Here is a 21,854-nt window from a genome sequence, read left to right as displayed (position 1 = left end):
TCGCCTGACGACCATAGCGAGCGTGAACCACCCGATCCCATGCCGAACTCGGAAGTGAAACCGCTTAGCGCCGATGGTAGTGTGGAGTTTCTCCATGTGAGAGTAGGTCATCGTCAGGCACTTATACCGAACCGCCCCTGCAGCCCAGCTGCAGGGGCGGTTCTCTTTGTGCGTGAGAAAAGTTGCGCTCTCAGAAGGTTGTGCGAGAGAGGGCCATGGATAAGCGAAGCCCGCTGAAACATTGACTCAAGAAGCCGCTATCATTTCCGTGATAGCGGCTTCCTTGTTTATTGATCAGTGCGGAGGGTGAAGTACGGCAGTACTCTGCTGATGATCAGTCTCATGGGCAGGCATTCCACGTTCTCGGGGGATATTCTTTCTACTGCAGAACCTGATCGATGATTGCGATGTCATTGAATACCACGCACGGGACGACTCATGAACACGCGCAAGGAGGCGGCATGTCGAGGTACTTTTCATTTATCCCATCAAGTTCATTGCTGGCAGCGTTGATGGTGCTCTTGATAGGTCTGACGGCTTCAGGAGCAGCATCTGCTGGTGAGCGTGAAGAGAAGATAAAACGTTGCCAGTTCATCAAGAACAAGATCGAATATTATACCGCCATGCGTCGTGGCGGTGGGTCTTCAGGCCAGATGCGTAGTTGGCAGTCTCAGCGCAATGACTACAAGCAGCGTTATCGGGACGAGAACTGTACGCGGGTCCGAACGGCACTGAAGTGATCTGCATCTCGTGGCAATGGCGGTGGTTGCAGCACGACCCCTTGGCTGCAAGTCAGGACAAACGATGCCCCTCAAGAGTGCTTCTCAAGAGGGGCATCGTCGTTCCATCGATCGTTCAGGAGCGTTGGCGCAGGCGCGTCAGCCCTTCCTGAGCGCTGGACGCGACCAATTCGCCATGGCGATTGTAGAGGCTGCCGCGCGAGAAGCTGCGAGCACCGCCTGCCCATGGGCTATCCATCTCGTACAGCAACCAGTCGTTGACGCGAACATCCTGGTGGAACCAGAGTGAGTGATCCAGGCTGGCCATCTGCAGCTCCGGGGAGCCGAAGCGTACACCGTGTCCTCCCAGCGCAGTGGCCAGCAGGTTGAAGTCGGAGCTGTAGGTCAGGAGATAACGGTGCAGAGCATCATCTTCCGGCAGCTCGCCTGAAAGACGGAACCAGAGGCGCTGACGAGGTGGCGCTGATGACGCGCCCTCGCTTGTCGTAGCCGGGGCCTTCATGCGCAGGAACTCGATGGGATGGCCCTCGTAACGCTCGATGCGTGCCCCCTGTTCGATCAACTGCTCAGGGGATTCGATATCGGGCATGGCGAGCTGATGCGTGAAGCCCTCTTCCTTGCCATGGAAGGAGGCGCTGCAGAAGAAGATGGTCTTGCCGTTCTGGATGGCGCTGATGCGTCGGGTCGTGAAGCTGCCGCCATCACGTACGCCATCGACCTGGTAGACGACTGGCTTGTGAGCATCCCCCGGGCGAAGAAAGTAGCCATGCAGCGAATGCACCTTCCGTTCCGAGGGGACGGTGCGTGTCGCGGCGGACAACGCTTGGCCAAGTACCTGCCCCCCGAACAGTTGTGGAAAGCCGAGATCCTGGCTGTGACCCCGGAAGAGATTCTCTTCCAGAGTTTCCAGCCCCAGCAAGGTGACGAGTGATTCAAGCGGTGTCGGTGAAGCGTCGGTCATCGTCCCATCCTTCAGGAAAAAGAGTCACGGCAAGCGGCTTTGATACGAGCAAATGAGCGGGTTGGCATTAGCCGGTATCATGTCGCTTGCGCCAATGACATCAGGATACCGGAGAATGACGGTGAGCGACGAGAGCGTGAGGTCTGAGGCGGCGATGCCTCGCAAGGATCAGTACTACATGCACCGCGCCCTGGATCAGGCGCGGCTGGCATTGGAGGCTGGAGAGGTGCCAGTGGGGGCCGTCGTGGTGAACCCACAGGGGGAGATCATCGGGAGCGGGTTCAATGCCCCGGTCGGGACTCCGGATCCGACGGCACACGCTGAGATTCAGGCACTGCGTTCAGCAGCGGCCCGGCTTGGCAACTATCGGCTTGATGACTGCACGCTCTATGTCACTCTCGAGCCCTGCATGATGTGCAGTGGCGCCCTGATCCATGCCCGTGTGGCGCGCGTGGTATATGGTGCCGCTGAGCCGAAGACGGGGATGGTGGAGTCTCGGGCCAACCTCTTCGTGCAGCCGTGGCATAACCATCAGGTACAGATAGAAGGTGGGGTGCTGGCTGCCCAGGCGAAACGCCTGCTCAAGCAGTTCTTCGCCGAGCGGCGCGCTGCCGCGTTGCCAACCGATGCGTCACCCTGACTCGGCGCTTGCCATGACCCTGCGATGAAGCCGGTGCTTCAAGGGAGCATGAGGCTTCAGGCGGCGACCTGGACCTGATTGCGCCCACTGGACTTGGCGCGATACAGCGCCTCATCCGCAGCCTGAAGCAGTGCTTCCAGTCGCAGAGGTGCTCTGGCCACGCAGGCCATGCCAACCGAGACGGTGACGACACTGTCCGTGGCAGGCTGGGGGAGGCCTGCCGCCTGTACGGCACGACGTAGCTCTTCCGCGAGCGTCCGGCCGACAGCACGAGGGCATTCGGGGATGCAGACGACGAATTCCTCGCCGCCGAAACGTGCCAGAATCCCTCCCGCTGCCTCGACAGGCGCTCGCGATACCGAGGCTATCTTCTGCAGATAGCGATCGCCCTCGAGGTGCCCCAGCTTGTCGTTGATCGATTTGAAGAAATCGATGTCCAGTATCATCACCGTCAGTGGCATCTGGCCATTGAAGGTCTGCACCTGCTCGAGGAAATAACGGCGATTGGGGAGCTGGGTCAGCTCATCATGACGTGCCAGCCATTGTATCTCGTTCTGCAGTCGCTCTCGGCGCGTCATCTCTTCCTTCAGGGCATCGTTGGCTTGCTTGACGATGCCATGCTCCTGGGAGACGCGGCGGTACATGTAGACCACCAGGAAGAGCAGATACGAGAGCATGATGCCGGTCAGGAGCGTGACTTCTGGCAGGCGGCCACGGCTTGCTGCGAGGTAATGCTGCGTCGGCTGCAAGCCCAGCGTCAGGTCCGTGGCGGGAAGTTCGATGGGGATTCGATGCCCCCAGGGAGCAAGACGGCTTTCCGGGCCTACATGAATGTAGACATTGCTGCGTTCTGACAACGTGATGGCAAAGGCATCATTGCGGGCGGCATCCAGTGCCTGGTCCAGCAGCGGTGCCAGATCTACCACCATGGCGATGGCGCCGAGGATGTCTCCATCACGCGGATTGCGTACAGGCAGGTAGGACACCATGCCCTTGCCGCCCTGCAGGAGATCGATGATGCCGGTGTGGCCTTCAATGCCCAGCTCCAGCGGATTGCGCAGGGGGGTATCTGGCTGGGCATCAAATAGCCTCACGCCCAGCAGATCATGGTTGCCGCCCTTGTCGGGGAATACCAGAGTCACCACGCTGTCGGGATCAATGAAGGCGATATTCTGGAAGTAATTGAAATCATTGTAATAATTTCGTGCCAGACGTTGCCATTCACCCCGTGAAGGTGTCTGCCCCATCAGGCTCCAGAAGCCGGCGAAGCGCCGCATGGCATTGAGTTGATCATCGATCTCGCGTGACAGCTGTGTCGCGATCTTGTCGCCCAGTACATAGGTCGCCTGGTTGATGCGGTTGTTCTCATCCTTGGTCTGCTGTTGCCACGCCAGAAGACAGACGAGCGTGATGGAGGCAGAGATGGCCAGGGGCAGCACGTTGCGTCGCCACATGCGAGTGAGCGCTGGCAGCAGATCCAGCCATTGTGCAGCCAGAAGCAAGCCCAGGAAGGCAAGCAGCGTGGTTCGCTCCACCCCTACCAGCGGCATGCTGGCCACGGAGAGACTCGGGTCGGCGATGATGGCGAAGATCAGTATGAGAGTCGTCTGCGCCAGCTGTATCGTGGCGCCGAAGCCCAGGCGCATCCGCAAGAGAGAACAGCAGTTGAGCCCCAGGCATGCCAGCAGAATCAGAATCGGAGGGCGAATGTTGGCGACATGCCAGTCACCGGGCAGGGCGGTCAGCAACGCGCCCCAATGATCGACACCGACCCAGCTTTCCGGCAAGAGAAAGGTGCAGGTAAGCACCAGGTTGATGAGCAGCGACATGCCGAGAAACAGTGGACTGAGGAACAGGTTGCGCCAGTGCCACGCAGTCTGTCCTGCCGCCTGCAATGTCAGCATGATCAACAGCAGTGCATTGGCTTCGTGGCCGGCGCGAGGCCAGAGGCCCAGCAAGGCGACGCCGAAGGCAAGCAGGCCAAGCAACATCAAGATGAATCTGCGTGTCATTCCCTGTCCTTAGAAGCTCCTGATGCACCACGCCCCGTGCGCGCTTTTCTCGCCTGTCACGAGTCGCCGACAGGTTTCCCACTACCTTGTTCATGGATCACAGGATCGGGGGGACGGTATCGAAGGGATTGTTGTCCCCTTCATCATCGGTTATCTGGCGCTCATTCAGCTGATAGAACTGCTGCTGACTGCGGTAAACATAGTTGAGTATTTCATAATACCGCCGGATGTTGCGTACATAGATGACAGGCTCACCACCGCGGGCATAGCCATAACGTACCTGTTGATACCATTGGCGTTTCTGCAGCAGAGGCAGCGCCTCGCGCACATCCTTCCAGTGGTCGGGGTTGCCACCCTTCATGCGCACGATGCGCCTGGCATCCAGCAGGTGCCCGAGACCGACATTGTAGGCTGCCAATGTCATCCAGGTCCGGTCCGGCTCCTGAATTCCTTCGGGAAGACGTCCCTTTATACTCACAAGATAGCGTGACCCGCCATCGATACTCTGGACGGGGTCCAAACGATTGGCCACGTTCATCTCGCGGGCGGTGGCGTTGGTCAGCATCATCAGCCCACGTACCCCGGTAGGTGACGTCGCTTTCGGTTGCCAATGGGATTCCTGGTACCCCACCGCCGCCAGCAGTTTCCAATCGATGCCGGTATCGCGAGCGGCTTGCTTGAAGGTATCGATGTAGCGCGGGAGCCGCTCTCGTGCCTGGCGGATGAAGGTACGCGCGCCCACATATTCCAGATAGTCATCATGCCCGAAGTACTGGTCGACCAGCTGGTCCAGGGTGCCATCCTCGCTGCGTGTCTCGAGAAAATCGTTGGCAGCGCTCAGCAAGGAGATATCTCCTTGCGCCGGGAAGGCCCAGGCCAGAGTCAATGGGTCCCCCACGGTGAAACCGTTCTCCACATTGGGGAAGAACAGCCGATTGAGCTTGAACTGGTGGGCGTAGACGACCGCCACGTCCAGGCTGTCTTCCTCGATGCGCTGCAGGAGGTCGGCCACCTCGAGTTCGCCGGTTTCCTTCCAGCTGAGCTCGGGAAGCTGCTGTTGAAGCTCATGCAGAATCAGGCTGGTACCGGCTCCCTTGATGACGCCGATCCGCTTGCCGACCAGATCTTCAAGCTCTCTGGGCGGTTGCATTCCGCGTCGATAGACCACCATCGCCTGCAGTTCGAGAATCGGGCGAGTGAAGCGCAGCCCCTGCTCTGACAGGTCAAGAGGGAGGGTGGCGGCGGCAAAATCGGCCTGATCATCACGCACGCTTCGGGTGAGGGATTCGATATTGTGTTCTGCATCCATCGACAGGCTGACGCCGAGGTAGTCGGCAAAGTCTCGCGCCAGCTCATACTCGAAACCGGTGGGGCCCTGACGGCCACGGTAGTAGGTGGTCGGGCTGTTGCGAGTCACCACCTGAAGGAAGTCGCGCGTGCGAACATCGTCAAGCCGGGAGGGCGGGGCGATCAGGGTCTTTTCCGGCAACAGCAGGGCCAGCGCCATCACCACGAGCGCAAGCCACCGGCGCGAATGGCGCAGCAGTGCTTGCAGGGGCGTGATGAGGGAGGAAAGCGAGGTCTTGAGCATGCGTCAGCATCATTCACGGCAGGGGTTTCACCATACCGACAGCGCTTCACACTGTCATCCAACGCATGTGACTGTCGGGCTTCGTTCACGGGCGGCTTTCACGTATGATATGCGCTTGCTGCCGCCGCTTGGCGGTTGTCCGTTCACGCTGCTTCAGAGGCTTTCCCTGACCATGCTCGAACTGCGAGGCGCGCCTGCCCTTTCCGCCTTCCGTCACTCCCGTCTACTGGCTGCATTGCGCGAGCTGGTGCCGGAGGTGGAATCCCTTCATGCCGAGTACCTGCATCTGGCCGAGGTCGATGGTGAACTGAGCAGTACCGACCGGACCACGCTCGAGCGTCTGCTGGACTACGGCCCCAGTCGCGACGAGAGTTCTCCCGAAGGTCATCTCTTCCTCGTCGTTCCCCGCCTCGGCACGCTGTCGCCCTGGTCTTCCAAGGCCACCGACATCGCTGCCAACTGTGGTCTCCCGCAAGTCCGCCGCCTCGAACGTGGCATCGCCTATCGCATCAAGCTCGACGCCCCTCTGAGCGAAGAACTCTTCGCCACGCTGTCTTCCCGCCTGCACGACCGCATGACCGAAACGGTGCTGACGCGTACTCAGGATGCGGCGCGCCTCTTCCAGCATCAGGCCCCGGCAAAGCTTGCCCATGTCGACATCCTCGGCGGTGGTCGTGACGCACTGGTGCAGGCCAATGGCTCTCTGGGCCTGGCACTGGCGGATGACGAGATCGATTATCTGGTCGAGTCCTTCAAGACTCTGGGCCGCAATCCTGCCGACATCGAACTGATGATGTTCGCCCAGGCGAACTCCGAGCATTGCCGCCACAAGATCTTCAATGCGGACTGGACCATCGACGGCGAAGCGCAGTCGCACTCGCTGTTCAAGATGATCAAGAACACCTACCAGCATCATCCGGATGGCGTGCTGTCCGCCTACAGTGACAATGCCGCCGTCATGGCAGGCCCGACCGCCGGGCGTTACTTCCCGACAGGCGAAGGCCACATCTATACCTATCATCAGGAACCGATCAACATCCTGATGAAGGTAGAGACTCACAACCACCCGACCGCCATCGCCCCCTATCCGGGCGCCGCGACCGGTGCCGGTGGCGAGATTCGTGATGAAGGCGCGACCGGTGTCGGCTCCAAGCCGAAAGCGGGCCTGACCGGCTTCAGCGTCTCCAACCTGCGTATCCCGGGCTTCGAACAGCCGTGGGAGCACGACTACGGCAAGCCGGAGCGCATCAAGACCGCCTACGACATCATGCTCGAAGGTCCGATCGGTGGCGCTGCCTTCAACAACGAATTCGGCCGCCCCAACCTCAACGGCTACTTCCGTACCTATGAGCAGGATGCCTTCGGCGCCGGTGGCATCGAGCGTCGCGGCTATCACAAGCCGATCATGCTGGCGGGCGGCTACGGCAACATCCGCAGCCAGCACGTCGAGAAGGGCGACATTCCGGTCGGCGCCAAGCTGATCGTGATGGGCGGTCCGGCGATGCTGATCGGTCTGGGTGGCGGTGCCGCCTCTTCCATGGCCTCCGGCAGCTCCAGCGAAGACCTCGACTTCGCCTCCGTGCAGCGTGACAACGCCGAGATGGAGCGTCGCGTGCAGGAAGTCATCGATCGCTGCTGGGCGCTGGATGACAAGAACCCGATCTGCTTCATCCACGATGTCGGCGCGGGCGGTCTGTCCAACGCACTGCCGGAGCTGGTCAAGGATGGCGGTCGCGGTGGTCTGTTCGATCTGCGCGCCGTGCCGAGCGCCGAATCCGGCATGAGCCCGCTGGAAATCTGGTGCAACGAATCCCAGGAGCGCTACGTGCTGGCGGTGGCGCCGGAGAATCTGGCCACCTTCGAAGCGCTGTGCGAGCGTGAGCGCTGCCTCTACGCCGTGGTCGGGGAAGCACTGGAAGAGCACGAGCTGATCGTCAAGGATGGTCACTTCGATACGCGTCCGGTCGATCTGCCGATGGACGTGCTGTTCGGCAAGCCGCCCAAGATGTCACGCAGCTTCGAGCGTCAGGCGCTGGAACTGCCGGCACTGGCACTGGACAACCTCGACCCGCGTGAAGCGATGACCCGTGTGCTGCAGCTGCCCACCGTCGCCTCCAAGAAATTCCTGATCACCATCGGTGATCGCTCGATCACCGGCATGGTCGCGCGTGACCAGATGGTCGGTCCGTGGCAGGTGCCGGTGGCGGATTGCGCCGTCACCACCAGCTCCCTCGACAGCCACGTCGGTGAAGCGATGGCGATGGGCGAGCGTACGCCGGTCGCGCTGATCTCGCCGGCCGCCTCCGCGCGTCTGGCCGTGGCCGAGGTGATCACCAACCTCGCTGCCGCGCCGATCGCCAAGCTGTCTGACATCAAGCTCTCCGCCAACTGGATGAGCGCTGCCGATCACACCGGCGAGAATCAGGCGCTGTTTGATGCCGTCCACGCCGTCGGCATGGAACTGTGTCCGGCGCTGGATTTGACCATTCCGGTCGGCAAGGACTCGATGTCCATGCGTACCGCCTGGCAGGACGAGAACGGCGAAGACAAGTCGATCACCGCGCCGCTGTCGCTGGTGATGACAGGCTTCGCGCCGGTCACCGACGCCATGCGTACCCTCACGCCGCAGCTGCGTCGCACGCTGAATGGTGAGGCCGTGGAGACGGACCTGATCCTGATCGATCTCGGCCATGGCGCTCACCGTCTCGGTGGCTCCGCGCTGGCGCAGGTCTATGGACAGGTCGGCAATGACGCGCCGGATCTTGCCAAGCCGGAAGACCTCAAGCACTTCTTCGAGGCCATCCAGCGCTTCAATGTCGAAGGCAAGCTGCTGGCCTATCACGACCGCAGCGACGGCGGCCTGTTGACCACCCTGATGGAAATGTCCTTCGCGGGACGTGTCGGTCTCGACATCTCCCTCGACTGGACCGCCGCCGAGCCGGGTCAGGCCACCGGTGCGCTGTTCGCGGAAGAGCTGGGTGCCGTGGTGCAGGTGCGTCGCGAGCACACCGAGTCCATTCTCGCCGAGCTCAAGGCCGTGGGTCTCGAGCACAGTGGCGTGATCGCCACGCCGCGTCATGATGAGCAGATCAACATCACGCTGCTGGGCCAGAACCTGCTCTCCACCACGCGTGCCAGTGCCGAGCGTCTGTGGGCCGAGACCAGCTATCGCATGCAGGCCGCGCGTGACAACGCCGATTGCGCCAAGAGCGAATTCGAGTCCATCAACGACGTGCGTGATCCGGGTCTCTCCGTCCAGGCCACCTTCGACGTCAACGAGGACATCGCGGCGCCGTACTTGAACACCGGTGCACGTCCGCGCATGGCGATCCTGCGTGAGCAGGGCGTCAATGGTCAGCTCGAGATGGCGGCAAGCTTCGACCGCGCCGGCTTCGAGGCGGTGGACGTCCACATGAGCGACATCCTTGAAGGACGTGTCGATCTGGACACCATGCGGGGTCTGGTCGCCTGTGGCGGCTTCTCCTACGGTGACGTGCTGGGCGCCGGCGGCGGCTGGGCCAAGTCGGTGCTGTTCAATGCGCGTGCGCGTGAACAGTTCGAGCGCTTCTTCCAGCGTGACGACAGCTTCGCGCTGGGCGTCTGCAACGGTTGCCAGATGCTCTCCCAGCTCAAGGAGCTGATCCCGGGTGCCGAGGCCTGGCCGCGCTTCGTGCGCAACGAGTCCGAGCAGTTCGAGGCGCGTGTCGCGATGGTCGAGGTCGAGAAGAGTGCCTCGCTGTTCCTCGATGGCATGGAAGGCTCGCGCCTGCCGATCGCCATCGCGCATGGTGAAGGGCGTGCCGAGTTCCGCGACAGCGCTCACCTGCGCAAGATGCAGAGCAGCGGCCAGGTGGCACTGCGCTACGTCGACAACTACGGCCAGACCACCACGCGTTATCCGGCCAACCCGAACGGCTCGCCGTCCGGTATCACTGGTCTCACCACCAACGACGGGCGCGTCACCATCATGATGCCGCACCCGGAGCGTGTGGCGCGCGCCGTCACCAACTCCTGGCGTCCGGATGACTGGGAGCAGGATGGCGCCTGGTTGCGCATGTTCCGCAATGCACGTCGTTGGGTCGATTGATCCCGCGAGAGCGCGCAATGCACAGGTGATGATTGCCTGACCGACGCCCCCATGGTGAACGCCATGGGGGCGTCTTGCGTTCTGACTGACGCGCGAGCCGATTGGCTGGCGGCATCTGGCTCCCTCAACGTGGCGTTCCACGTCGGGAGCTGGGTGTCGGACGCCGGGTGGCTTAAGGTGGGGGATGCCTCGAGGTCTGGGGCACGAATCCCTGCCTGACACATTACAAGGATGTCGTGATGAAGCTGAAATGGTCGCTGTTGCCGCGTTATTCCGTCTTTCTGCTCTGTGTGCTGGGGGCTCTCGTCTGTCTGCTTCTGACGATGCAGACCCCCTGGGTGTGGCCGCTGGCCGTGATCTTTCTGCTGTTGGTCGCCGTCGGCATCAACGACATGCGGCAGTCGGATTACGCCGTGCGGCGCAACTACCCGGTGATCGGCAACATGCGCTATCTGTTCAAGGCGCTGCGCCCGGAGATGCGTCAGTACCTGTTCGAGTCGGATACCGACCAGCTACCGTTCTCCCATAAGCAACGTGAGCTGGTCTATGCCCGCGGACGCCAGCGCAATTCCTCGCAGCCCTTCGGTACCTTGCTGGATGTCTACTCCGACAGTTACGAATTCATCGGACACTCGATGCAGACCTCCGAAGTGCCTGACTTTCGTGACTTCCGTCTGACGATCGGCAATACGCAGTGTGCGCAGCCCTACAGTGCCTCGCTGTTCAACATCTCGGCGATGAGTTTCGGTTCGCTGAGTGGCAATGCCATCCGTGCGCTCAACAAGGGCGCGATGCTGGGAGGATTCGCGCACGATACCGGCGAGGGCAGCATCAGCCCCTACCATCGGGAATTCGCCGGCGATCTGATCTGGGAGCTGGGCAGTGGCTATTTCGGCTGCCGCACCGAGCAGGGGGGCTTCGATGCCGAGAAGTTCGCCCGTCAGGCGGCCAGCGAGCAAGTGAAGATGATCGAGATAAAGCTGAGCCAGGGAGCCAAGCCGGGGCATGGCGGTGTGCTGCCAGCCAGCAAGATCAGCCGCGAGATCGCCGAGACGCGTGACATTCCGATGGGCGAGGACTGCATCTCGCCGGCCAGTCACAGCGCCTTCAGTACCCCTGTCGAGTTGCTGGAGTTCATCCAGCGGCTGAGAGAGCTGTCCGGTGGCAAGCCGGTCGGGTTCAAGATGTGTCTGGGCCAGCCCTGGGAGTTCATGGCCATCGTCAAGGCAATGCGCGAAACGGGAATCGTGCCGGACTTCATCGTGGTGGATGGCAGCGAGGGCGGCACCGGAGCCGCGCCGACGGAATTCACCGATCACCTCGGGACACCGCTGCGCGAAGGGCTGCTGTTCGTCCACAACACCCTGGTGGGCGCGGGGCTGCGTGATGACGTGCGCATCGGCGCCAGTGGCAAGATCATCAGTGCCTTCGATATCGCCTGCGTGCTGGCCTTGGGGGCGGATTGGGTCAATGCCGCGCGCGGTTACATGTTCGCCCTGGGCTGCATCCAGTCGCTGAGCTGTCATACCAACAAGTGTCCGACGGGCATCGCCACCCAGGATGATTTGCGACAGAAGTCGCTGGTAGTGGAAGACAAGGCCGAGCAGGTCCGGCACTTCCATCACAACACCCTGCATGCGCTGGCGGAAATCATCGCGGCCTCGGGGCTCTCGACCCCGTGGCAGATCACTCCGGACCATCTCGTGCATCGTGTGTCGGAGAATGAGGTGCGTCTTTTCTCGCACCTGCACCCCTTCCTGACGCCCGGCGCCTTGCTCAAGGAAGCGGATGATTTCCCCTTCTATCGCCGCGTGTGGGCGATGGCTCAGGCGGACAGCTTCCAGTCACGCTCGCTGGCAGACGTCTCGGGTGCCAAGCGCGAATAGACGTCATGCAAGAGGGTGCCGTGTGATGTCGATTGGCCGGGTGTGGACCCTCTGCGACCAAACGACCGTTTCATGATGGCGTGCGGACAGCCACACTGGACCTCGAGATTGCGCTATCTGTCAGGTGTCTCGCAGATACCTCATGTCGACATGGGCATTGGCTGCCCGTCGTGTCTCGTGAGCAATCGCTGACCGCCGTTTCATTCGCCGTTCGAGGGAGCCGCCATGAGTGATGCCGCAAAGTGCCCGTCCGCACGCCGCGTGACAGTGATGATCAATGAGCATGTCGCCGATGTGCGCCTCAATCGACCCGACAAGCACAATGGACTCGACTGGGCGATGATCGATGCCATCCTCGGTGCCCAGGCAGAGTTGCGGGCGCGTGCCGAGGAGGGAGGGCTGCGAGCCATCGTGCTGTCCGGAGAAGGCGCCAGTTTCTGCGCGGGGCTCGACATGGCCGCCATCATGGGGGAGGCCGCGCGGGTGCCGCAGTTGCTCGTCGCGGGGGCCAATGGCTGCACGCCTGAGCGCAATACCGTTCAGCAGCTGGCACTGGGCTGGCGGGATGCCGGCGTACCGGTGATCGCGGCCCTGCAGGGCAATGTCTTCGGGGGCGGGCTGCAGATCGCGCTGGGGGCGGATGTCCGACTGTGTGATCCGGATGCGCGCCTGGCGGTGCTCGAGATCGCCTGGGGCATCATTCCTGACATGGGCATCAGCGTCACGGCACGTGGAGTGCGTCCTGACTGGTTGCATGAACTGAGCTGGAGCGGCCGCAAGGTTGCCGCCCGCGAGGCCCAGGAAGCCGGGCTCGTGACGCGCCTGGTCTCCAATCCGCGGGAAGAGGCATTGGCGCTGGCGCGGGAGATCGCGACACGTTCTCCCGGGGCGATTCGCTGCATCACCCGGCTGTATGCCGAGGCGCTGGCGGCACCGGAGGGCGAGGCACTTGCCCTGGAGGCCAGGCTGCAATCCGGCTTGCTCGGCCAGCCGGAGCACATGGAATGTGTTGGCGCCAGGCTTGAAGGCCGCACGCCGCGCTTCTGAGCGCACCTGACCTTCATTCGGGTTATCCACACCCGGTCGCTTTACCGCCGGGGGGCGGGATCAGGATAATGGGTCTTCTGCAGGTGGATGGCTGCCTCACCCCTCATGGGCGGCCATTGCCCCTCAACCTGTGCCCCTTTTCCGTGACCCGGCGAGCTCTCATGTCTGCACCACTCTTTCTGATCATGCCGCTGCCCATGGCCGGCCCACGTGTCCTTGCAGGGAACAGCCGGCATGTTTGAGCTACGTCCCTATCAGCAGGAAGCCGTCCGGCGCACCGTGGAGCATTTCCGCAAGAGTGACGAGGCGGCGGTGGTCGTGCTACCCACCGGTAGCGGCAAGTCACTGGTGATCGCGGAGCTTGCGCGTATCGCGCGCGGGCGCGTGCTGGTGCTGGCGCATGTGCGCGAGCTGGTCGAGCAGAATCACGCCAAGTACGAATCCTATGGCAAGGAGGCCGACATCTTCAGTGCCGGCCTCAAGCGCAAGCAGGCCGCGCGTCAGGTGGTGTTCGGCTCGGTGCAGTCGGTGGTGCGCAATCTCGCGGCCTTCACGCCAGGTGAGCAGACAGGTGCGTTCACGCTGCTGGTGATCGACGAGTGTCACCGGGTCTCGCTGGAGAAGGATGCCAGCTATCGCAAGGTCATCCATCATCTGCGTGAGCAAAATCCACGCCTCAAGGTGCTGGGGCTGACGGCGACGCCGTATCGCCTCGGGCAGGGCTTCATCTTCCATCGTCATTATCACGGCATGGTACGCGGTGATGACGACTGCTTCTTCCGTGACTGCGTGTTCGAGCAACCGTTGCGCCTGATGGTGCGCCAGGGCTTTTTGAGCGAGCCGCGGCGTGTCGATGTCGCCGTGGCGCGCTATGACTTCTCGCAGCTGGCACCGGGGATCGGCGGCAGCTTCCAGGAGGCCGAGCTCAACGAGGTGGTGCAGGGCTCACGCGCGACGCCAGGCATCGTGCTGGATATCGTCGCCCAGGCACGCGAGCGACGTGGGGTGATGGTGTTCTGCTCCACCGTCGAGCATGCCGAGGAGGTCACGGGGCTCCTGCCCAAGGGTGAGGCGGCGTTGATCACCGGTGAGACGCCCGGCGATGAGCGCGAGCGCCTGATCCATGCCTTCAAGGCGCAGCAGCTCAAGTATCTGGTCAACGTGGCGGTGCTCACCACCGGCTTCGATGCCCCGCACGTGGACCTGATCGCCATCCTGCGGCCCACCGAGTCCGTCAGTCTCTATCAGCAGATCGTCGGGCGTGGGCTGCGCCTGAGTCCCGGCAAGACGGACTGCCTGATTCTCGATTACGCCGGCAATCCCTGGGATCTCTACGCGCCGGAAGTCACCACACCCAAACCGGCAGGGGATACCGAGATCGTGCAGGTCGAGTGTCCCGTGTGCGGCAATGCCAATCTGTTCTGGGGGCGCAAGGATGGAGAGCTGGTGGTGGAGCACTTCGGGCGGCGTTGCCAGGGGCTGGTGGAGTCGCCCGACGGCGAGGGCAAGCCGCTGGTGCAGTGTGATTTCCGCTATCGCGCCAAGGCCTGTCCGCAGTGTGGCGAGGCCAATGACATCGCCGCCCGTCATTGTCACGCCTGTCAGGCGCGGCTGGTGGACCCGGATGACAAGCTGCGCGATGCGCTCAAGCTGCGTGATGCACGGGTGCTGCGCGTCAGCGGCTGGCAGCTGGAGGAGACGCGCAACGGGCGGGGACTGCCGCGTCTGAAAGTGACCTATTACGACGAGGATGGCACCGATCTGTCAGAGTGGTTCGCGCTCGAGACGTCCGCTCAGCGCCATGCCTTTCGCCTGAGTTTTCTCGCCCGGCACCTGCGGGCGCCGGGCAGTGACTGGGCGCCGAAGGACATCGCCGAGGTATTGGCCGGTGAGGAGCGCCTCAAGGCCCCTGACTTCGTCATCGGGCGCAAGAGCGGCCGCTACTGGCAGATCCGTGACAAGCTGTTCGATTACGCCGGGCGCTATCGCACCGGCATCGCGGCGGGGTGAGTCGTCTGCGTGACGCAGAGCATGACGCCTCCCGTACGAGACACGACGTCACGGGGATGCTGATCGGGGGCCGGGATTGTTAGACTGGCCGCTTCATACGTTTCAGGGAGAACTCACAAGGTGAGTGCCACCGATACCTCGGCCAGGCTGGTGTCCGGCTTACGCCCCAGCGGACACCTGACGCTCGGACACTATCATGCCGTGATCCGACGCTGGACCGAGCTGCAGTACCACCACGATGCCTATTTTCTGATCGCCGACTGGAACGCGCTGGCGGTCAGTGGGCATGCGCCCCATGAAATCGAGCAGTACAGCTGGGCCATGGTCATCGATTGCCTTGCCTGTGGGATCAACCCCAAGGTCGCCACCCTGTTCATCCAGTCGTGGGTGCCGGAGCTGACCGACGTGCACATGATCCTGTCCAGCGTGACGCCCAAGGCATGGCTGGAGCGTCTACCCAGCTATCGTGAGATGGTGGCGGGACTCGGTGAGCAGCAGGGGGCCAGTTTCGCGATGCTGGGTGCCCCTCTGATGCAGGCGGCCGACATCCTGGCGCTGCGGGGCGAGGTCGTGCCCGCCGGACCGGAACAGCGCGCGCACATCGAGTTCACCCGCGAGGTGGCGAGGCGCTTCAACCATCGTTATGGACGCGACGCCGGCTTCGAGGAGCAGGCGGAGCGGGCCATCGCGCGGCTCGGCAAGAAGAGTGGTCGCCTGTATCGCGAATGGCTGAGTGACTATCAGGAAGAGGGGGATCTCGAGGCATTCGAGCGCGCGCGTGGACTGCTGGCCGAGACCAGCAAGCTCAACCGCAATCAGCAGGAGCGCCTGCTCGGCTATCTGGAAGGCGGCGGGCGGCGCATCCTCGGTGAGCCGGAACACTGGCAGGGGGACAGCCAGCCGCTGCTGGGCATGGAACTCAAGACCCGGCTATCGTCGCATGAGGAGGCCATCTTCCTGCGCAGTGGGCGTGCCGAGATAGACGCCAGCGTGCGCGAGATGCCCACCGACCCCGCGCGGGTGCGGCGCAGTGATCCGGGCGACCCTGAACGTTGCCCGCTGTGGAGTCTGCATGAAAGCTTCACTCCCGAAGCGGACCGCAAGTGGGCGGCCGCAGGCTGTCGTGAGGCCAGTATCGGCTGCCTGGACTGCAAGGGCTGTCTGGTCGAGCATATCGATGCCACCCTGACGCCGATCCGCGATCGCGCCGAGGCGCTGGAAGGCGAGCATGGCAAGGTACGTACCATGATGACCGAGGGTGCCGAGCGTGCCCGGGACACCGTTCGCGATACTCTGGATGAGCTGCGACGCGTGATCGGCCTCACCTATCGGTGATCGGCCTTGTACAGGGCGTCGCGAATCCGGCAGGTCCCCGCGCCACCATGACCTTCGACCCCATCGCGACTCTCGGTACCATCATGACTTGGGGGATGGGCCCTGAACGGCTAGAATGCCCGTCCCCCGGTCGCCGTGCGGCTCGATGGTGCCTCCGACGACCCGGTGCATCCTCCGCCCTGGTTCTCCCGACTTCAGCCTCCTGCAGGAGACTTCATGAGCGACCTGCTCGATGGCGCCAGCTTTTCCCTGACCGATGGGCATCAGCCCGCACCGCTGATCACCGCACCTGCAGCGGGATCGGCCGTGCTGGCGCGCGTCAACGACACGCCGCTCACCGAGATGCCGCAGGATCTCTACATCCCGCCTGAGGCACTGCGGGTCTTTCTCGAGACCTTCGAGGGGCCGCTGGATCTGCTGCTGTATCTCATCCGTCGTCAGAACCTCGACATCCTCGCCATCAACGTCGCGGCCATCACGCATCAGTACATCGAGTACGTCGAGCTGATGCACGCCATGCAGATCGACCTTGCCGGGGAATATCTGCTGATGGCCGCCATGCTGGCGGAGATCAAGTCGCGCAGCCTGCTGCCGCGCCAGCCGAAGGAGAGTGATGATGACGAGGAAGAGGACCCGCGCGCCGAGCTGATCCGGCGTCTGCAGGAGTACGAGCAGACCAAGCTGGCCGCCGAGGGGCTGGACGAGATGCCACGCCAGGGGCGTGACTGGTTCGTCGCCACGGCGGAGCTGCCGGAGCTGGAGACGCGTGTCGTCCACCCTGAAGTGGACCTCTCGGAGCTGCTCGGCGCGCTGTCCGGTCTCCTGCGTCAGGCGGATCTCGTCCAGGCGCACACCATCTCGCGTGAGGTGATGTCGACCCGTGAGCGCATGCTGGCGATCATGAATCTGCTGAGCCACGAGCACTTCACGCCCTTCGAGAGACTGTTCACGCTCGAAGAGGGGCGTGCCGGCGTGGTGGTCAGCTTCATGGCGATTCTGGAGCTGGCCAAGGAGGCGCTGATCGAGGTCGTGCAGAATGCGCCGCTGTCGCCCATTCACGTGCGTGCTCGTACGCCGGAGCCTGACAGCGAGAACGACGAGGACTGGCTGGCACTGGAATTCGCCGACGAAGACGAGGTGGCGGCCGACCAGGGGGCGTTCGATGACGCAGCGTACGATGACGCAGCGTACGATGACGCGGCGTTCGAGGATGCGCAGACGTCACCTTCCTTCCCCCCATCCGACGAGCAGGAGAACGCGCCGTCATGAGTTCGCGCGATGCCCCCCTCGACCAGATCATCGAAGCGGCACTGCTGGCTGCCGGTGAACCGCTGACGCTGGAGCGTCTGGCGGGATTGTTCGATGAATATTCAAGCCCCACCAAGCCTGCGCTGCGTGAGGCACTGGGCCGGCTGGGAGAGCGCCATCCGGCCGACGCCAGTGCGTTGGAGCTAATCGAGACCGCCAGTGGCTGGCGGCTGCGTGTTCGCCAGCAGTTCTCTCCCTGGGTGTCACGGCTGTGGGAAGAACGCCCGCAGCGCTATTCTCGCGCTCTGCTGGAGACGCTGGCGCTGGTGGCCTATCGTCAACCGGTGACCCGTGGTGATATCGAGCAGGTGCGTGGCGTGACGGTCAGCTCTTCCATCATGCGTACCCTGGTCGAGCGCGGCTGGGTGCGGGTGGTCGGGCACCGTGACGTGCCGGGGCGGCCGGCGGTCTTCGCCACCACGCGCCAGTTTCTTGACGACTTCGGGCTCAAGACATTGGAAGAGCTGCCGCCGGTGCATGAACTGAAAGGCTTCGAAGGACTCGAACAGCTGGAAGCGGAGCTGTATGATGTGCCGCCCTCACAGACCTTGCCGCTGCCGGAAGACCCGGATGGCGAGGGCGACGGGGAGGCATCGGCCGATGATGCGCCGGATTCCGCCCCGTCTGGCCCCGATGCGGCAGCCGTTGATGCGACAGCCGTTGATGCGCCGTCAGCCGAGACTTCCTCGGACAAGACTTCCTCGAGCGAGACTTTCTCGGACGAGACGTCTTCAGACGAGACATCGTCAGAGACGAGGGGGGCTCAGGTGCCCGCCGACTGGCAGCCGCCGGAGATCACCGCCGAGCAGCTGGAGGAGGCGCTGAAGGCGCGCGCGCTCGATGTCGCGGATGATTCACCGAATACCGCAGGACCCTCCGCCTCACAGGCGGAACATGATCACGCCGGGATGGCGTCCACCGGCTCGGGGTTCGACTTCGCCACGATCGAAGCGCGCCTCAGCCAACGTTTGCGCGGTGCAGAAGATGAGGACGGGGCTGGCGATACGCCACCCAATGACTCCTCCGCTGCCGGGACCGTCGATGATGACGACCCTGCGTAAGCGAAATTCCTATTGATGAAATGGTTCATGTCATGAGCAAGACAGACACTGATAAGCGCAAGGCGTCACGCCAGAACGACGGCAAGTCGACCACTGGCAAGGCCTTCGCGGGCGGCAAGGCGACGGACAGCAAGGCGGCTGGCAAGCACGCTGCCAGCAAGGACGGCGCACAGCCGCGTCGCGACATGGGCAAGTCCACCCGTGGCAGCAAGGCCAATGTCGGCAAGAAGCCGGCCGCCGCCGAAGCCCCGGAATTGCGTCCGCTGCCGCCGCAGGCCAAGGGCGACAAGCTGGCCGACGACGAGAAGCTGCAGAAGGTGCTGGCGCGCTCCGGTCTCGGCTCACGCCGTGAGATGGAAGTCGCGATCAGCGCCGGCCGCGTCAAGGTCAACGGCAAGGTCGCCCAGCTGGGAGACCGCGTCGGCCCCAACGACCAGGTCAGCCTCGATGATCGCCCGCAGAACCTCAAGGGCGCCGAGGAAAGTGCGCGCCGCGTCATCATGTACAACAAGCCGGAAGGCGAGCTGTGCACGCGCAAGGACCCGGAAGGCCGTCGTACCGTCTTCGAGCGTCTGCCGCGCCTGAAAGGTGAGCGCTGGATCGCCATCGGTCGTCTGGACATCAACACCAGCGGTCTGTTGCTGTTCACCACCGATGGTGAGCTGGCCAACCGTCTGATGCACCCGTCGACCCAGATCGAGCGTGAATACGCCGTGCGTGTCATGGGTGAGGTCAAGCGCGAGCACGTCGTCAACATGGTCAATGGCGTCATGCTGGAAGATGGCCCGGCGCGCTTCACCGACGTGCAGGAATTCGGCGGCGAAGGCATCAACAGCTGGTTCCACGTGGTGATCATGGAAGGCCGCAACCGTGAGGTTCGTCGTCTGTGGGACTCCCAGGGGCTGACCGTCAGCCGCCTGAAGCGCGTGCGCTACGGCAACATCTTCCTCGACAAGCGCGCTCGCGCCGGTGAGTGGGTGGAGATGGAGCAGAGCGAGATCGATGAACTGTCCACGCTGGCAGGTCTCGAGCACCGCAAGGCGCCGGCCCTGACGCCGGACGAGCAGAACCGCTGGAGCCGCGACAAGCAGAAGCGTCGTCCAGTGCGCGCCATGAAGAAGCCGCCGCAGCGCACACGCAAGCCGCGCTGAGGCTCTGCGGAGATCGCGTGCCTTGCGCTCGCCATCTCCGGCTGGCTTTCCGTGGGCCTGACGTGCATGTCAGCCTCGACATGCCGTCGGCAAGTCTCGCAAGCCCGCGCCTGTCGCGGGCTTGCGTGCATCTGGACGGTGGATGGCGTGGGGATCTCGGGGCGCCATGAGCGGTCAAGCTGGTCATTTGCTTGAAGTTTTTTTGCAAAAGACTTGCGTCGTCTCAGGAATGGCGGTATCTTACGCCCCGCTTCGCAAGGGTCGTTAGCTCAGTGGTAGAGCAGTTGGCTTTTAACCAATTGGTCGAAGGTTCGAATCCCTCACGACCCACCATTTCTCGAAATGGTCTCTTGCAAAGCACCCGGCGGCGGGTCGTTAGCTCAGTGGTAGAGCAGTTGGCTTTTAACCAATTGGTCGAAGGTTCGAATCCCTCACGACCCACCATCCGCCACCCAGTTTTGGGTCGTTAGCTCAGTGGTAGAGCAGTTGGCTTTTAACCAATTGGTCGAAGGTTCGAATCCCTCACGACCCACCAGATCTTGCCCCGTGCCTTCATTGGCGCGGGGCAATTTTTGTTATGCGTCAGAAAGATTCCGCGGCGTTGCCTCGACGCACGCCCGGGTACCTGGCGTGAGGTCGACTGGAGCGGGGAGCGTGGCAGGCGTATCCTTGTGCGCGAGCCACGGCTCATGTCCTTCAGAGGATGACGCTCGACAGGACACCGCCAAGGGCGATAGACGCCCAAGGCACCAGTTGCAGTCTGGGGAGCCCAGCTGCAGCGCAAGGGAGGGCCGCCACGCGCCGTTCGTGCTCATGGCCGGGCCCTGACCCACTCAGCACAGGGGGAGCCCCTGTGGGCTAGGTGAGAGACACATGAACAGCCTGACAAATGCCATGCCGGGTCGTGAGGCCCACGATAGCGTCCGCGAGCAGGTGCGAGAGCACCTCGCCCGTGCGTACTGCCCGACCCGTCCCGCGGCAGGGGATGCTGCGCTGATCGCCGAGATCAAGCAGCTGCTCATCAAGCGTGATGCCGTGCTGGTCGCCCATTACTATTGCGATGACGCCATCCAGCAGCTTGCCGAGGACACCGGCGGCTGTGTCGCGGATTCCCTCGAGATGGCGCGCTTCGGCGCCCGTCATGACGCCTCGACGTTGATCGTCGCCGGCGTTCGCTTCATGGGCGAGACCTCCAAGATCCTCTCCCCGGAGAAGCGCGTGCTGATGCCGACGCTGGAGGCGACCTGCTCGCTGGATCTGGGCTGCCCGGAAGACGAATTCGCCGCCTTCTGTGATGCCCATCCCGATCGCACCGTGGTCGTCTACGCCAACACTTCGGCGGCGGTGAAGGCGCGTGCCGACTGGGTGGTGACCTCCTCCATCGCCGTTGACGTGATCGAGCACCTCCACGCGAAGGGCGAGAAGCTGATCTGGGCCCCGGACAAGCATCTGGGCGCCTATGTGCAGAAGCAGACCGGCGCTGACATGCTGCTGTGGGATGGTGCCTGCATCGTGCATGACGAGTTCCGCGCCCAGGGCATCACCGACCTGCTCAAGGTCCACCCTGACGCCGCGGTGCTGGTGCACCCGGAATCGCCGCAGTCGGTGGTGGAGCTTGCCGACGTGGTGGGGTCCACGTCCCAGCTGATCAAGGCCGCCGTCGAGCTGCCTCACGAGCAGATGATCGTCGCCACCGACCGCGGCATCTTCTTCAAGATGCAGCAGGCAGCACCGGGCAAGCAGCTGTTCGAGGCGCCGACCGCCGGCAGTGGCGCGACCTGCAAGAGCTGTGCGCACTGCCCGTGGATGGCGATGAATGGTCTCGAGAATCTGGCCGCGGTGCTGCGCCGTGATCCCGCCGAGGCCAACGGCGAGGAAATCTTCGTCGACGACAGCCTGCGTGAGCGCGCGCTCAAGCCGCTGACCCGCATGCTGGAGTTCAATCGTGGCTGATCACGCCGACGCCTGATCGACGAGAGGCGCTGCAGGCAGGCGACGCAAACCGCCGCACCCGAGGAGTCGGGG

At 63.1% G+C, this 21,854-nt stretch carries 14 protein-coding genes, 3 tRNA genes and 1 rRNA gene; 15 read left to right on the top strand and 3 right to left on the bottom strand.

Going from position 1 to position 21,854, the window contains the following annotated elements; translation table 11 throughout:
• Nucleotides 1-3 precede the first annotated feature (3 nt).
• Nucleotides 4-119: ribosomal RNA gene (gene rrf / locus HXS66_RS14880) — 5S ribosomal RNA — on the top strand.
• A 288-nt stretch (nt 120-407) separates the two neighbouring features.
• Nucleotides 408-740 carry a hypothetical protein gene (locus tag HXS66_RS14875; RefSeq protein WP_176503950.1) on the top strand — a complete coding sequence of 111 codons (333 nt, stop codon included), beginning with the start codon at nt 408-410 and terminating at the stop codon, nt 738-740.
• A gap of 115 nt (nt 741-855) precedes the next feature.
• Here HXS66_RS14875 and HXS66_RS14870 read toward each other — a convergent pair whose 3' ends face one another.
• A complete protein-coding gene (locus tag HXS66_RS14870) occupies nt 856-1,701 on the bottom strand; it encodes an acyl-CoA thioesterase II (RefSeq protein WP_077380196.1) in 846 nt (281 codons plus the stop codon).
• A gap of 154 nt (nt 1,702-1,855) precedes the next feature.
• Between HXS66_RS14870 and tadA the strand changes: the two genes are divergently transcribed.
• Nucleotides 1,856-2,341 carry a tRNA adenosine(34) deaminase TadA gene (tadA, locus tag HXS66_RS14865; protein ID WP_083730713.1) on the top strand — a complete coding sequence of 162 codons (486 nt, stop codon included), beginning with the start codon at nt 1,856-1,858 and terminating at the stop codon, nt 2,339-2,341.
• 56 nt (nt 2,342-2,397) lie between these two features.
• On the opposite strand, the gene HXS66_RS14860 is transcribed toward tadA, so the two are convergent.
• A complete protein-coding gene (locus HXS66_RS14860; RefSeq protein ID WP_077380192.1) occupies nt 2,398-4,353 on the bottom strand; it encodes a GGDEF domain-containing protein in 1,956 nt (651 codons plus the stop codon).
• 97 nt (nt 4,354-4,450) lie between these two features.
• Nucleotides 4,451-5,944, bottom strand: a complete 1,494-nt coding sequence (gene mltF, locus HXS66_RS14855) for a membrane-bound lytic murein transglycosylase MltF (RefSeq protein ID WP_077380190.1) — start codon at nt 5,942-5,944, stop codon at nt 4,451-4,453.
• Nucleotides 5,945-6,116: 172 nt separating this feature from the next.
• Here mltF and purL point away from each other — a divergent pair, with 172 nt between their 5' ends.
• The 12 genes from purL (at nt 6,117) to nadA (ending at nt 21,782) form a co-directional block, all read left to right on the top strand.
• Entirely contained in the window at nt 6,117-10,031 is a 3,915-nt protein-coding gene (gene purL / locus HXS66_RS14850) for a phosphoribosylformylglycinamidine synthase (RefSeq protein ID WP_077380230.1), read from the top strand.
• A gap of 239 nt (nt 10,032-10,270) precedes the next feature.
• Nucleotides 10,271-11,917 (top strand): FMN-binding glutamate synthase family protein, encoded by a 1,647-nt coding sequence (locus HXS66_RS14845; RefSeq protein ID WP_255303294.1) that lies wholly within the window; start codon nt 10,271-10,273, stop codon nt 11,915-11,917.
• 225 nt (nt 11,918-12,142) lie between these two features.
• Entirely contained in the window at nt 12,143-12,964 is an 822-nt protein-coding gene (locus tag HXS66_RS14840; protein WP_176503949.1) for a crotonase/enoyl-CoA hydratase family protein, read from the top strand.
• A gap of 234 nt (nt 12,965-13,198) precedes the next feature.
• Entirely contained in the window at nt 13,199-14,974 is a 1,776-nt protein-coding gene (locus HXS66_RS14835; RefSeq protein ID WP_077380184.1) for a DEAD/DEAH box helicase, read from the top strand.
• Between the two features lie 120 nt (nt 14,975-15,094).
• Complete coding sequence (locus HXS66_RS14830) at nt 15,095-16,309, top strand: tryptophan--tRNA ligase (RefSeq protein WP_169477286.1); 1,215 nt, start codon at nt 15,095-15,097, stop codon at nt 16,307-16,309.
• Nucleotides 16,310-16,525: 216 nt separating this feature from the next.
• Entirely contained in the window at nt 16,526-17,578 is a 1,053-nt protein-coding gene (locus tag HXS66_RS14825) for a ScpA family protein (protein WP_176503948.1), read from the top strand.
• On the top strand, nt 17,575-18,678 hold the full coding sequence (gene scpB / locus HXS66_RS17610) for an SMC-Scp complex subunit ScpB (RefSeq protein ID WP_176503947.1): 1,104 nt from the start codon (nt 17,575-17,577) through the stop codon (nt 18,676-18,678). The genes HXS66_RS14825 and scpB overlap by 4 nt, the downstream gene beginning before the upstream one ends.
• Nucleotides 18,679-18,968: 290 nt before the next feature.
• Nucleotides 18,969-19,829, top strand: a complete 861-nt coding sequence (gene rluB / locus HXS66_RS14815; RefSeq protein WP_240499734.1) for a 23S rRNA pseudouridine(2605) synthase RluB — start codon at nt 18,969-18,971, stop codon at nt 19,827-19,829.
• A gap of 258 nt (nt 19,830-20,087) precedes the next feature.
• Nucleotides 20,088-20,162, top strand: a tRNA-Lys gene (locus HXS66_RS14810).
• Between the two features lie 36 nt (nt 20,163-20,198).
• Nucleotides 20,199-20,273, top strand: a tRNA-Lys gene (locus tag HXS66_RS14805).
• Between the two features lie 16 nt (nt 20,274-20,289).
• Nucleotides 20,290-20,364: transfer RNA gene (locus HXS66_RS14800), tRNA-Lys, on the top strand.
• 338 nt (nt 20,365-20,702) lie between these two features.
• On the top strand, nt 20,703-21,782 hold the full coding sequence (gene nadA, locus HXS66_RS14795) for a quinolinate synthase NadA (protein ID WP_255303293.1): 1,080 nt from the start codon (nt 20,703-20,705) through the stop codon (nt 21,780-21,782).
• Nucleotides 21,783-21,854: the final 72 nt, after the last annotated feature.

The organism is Cobetia sp. 5-11-6-3 (assembly GCF_013374055.1).
GTDB classification, from domain to species: domain Bacteria; phylum Pseudomonadota; class Gammaproteobacteria; order Pseudomonadales; family Halomonadaceae; genus Cobetia; species Cobetia marina.
This window is presented reverse-complemented; position numbering and strand designations above follow the sequence as displayed.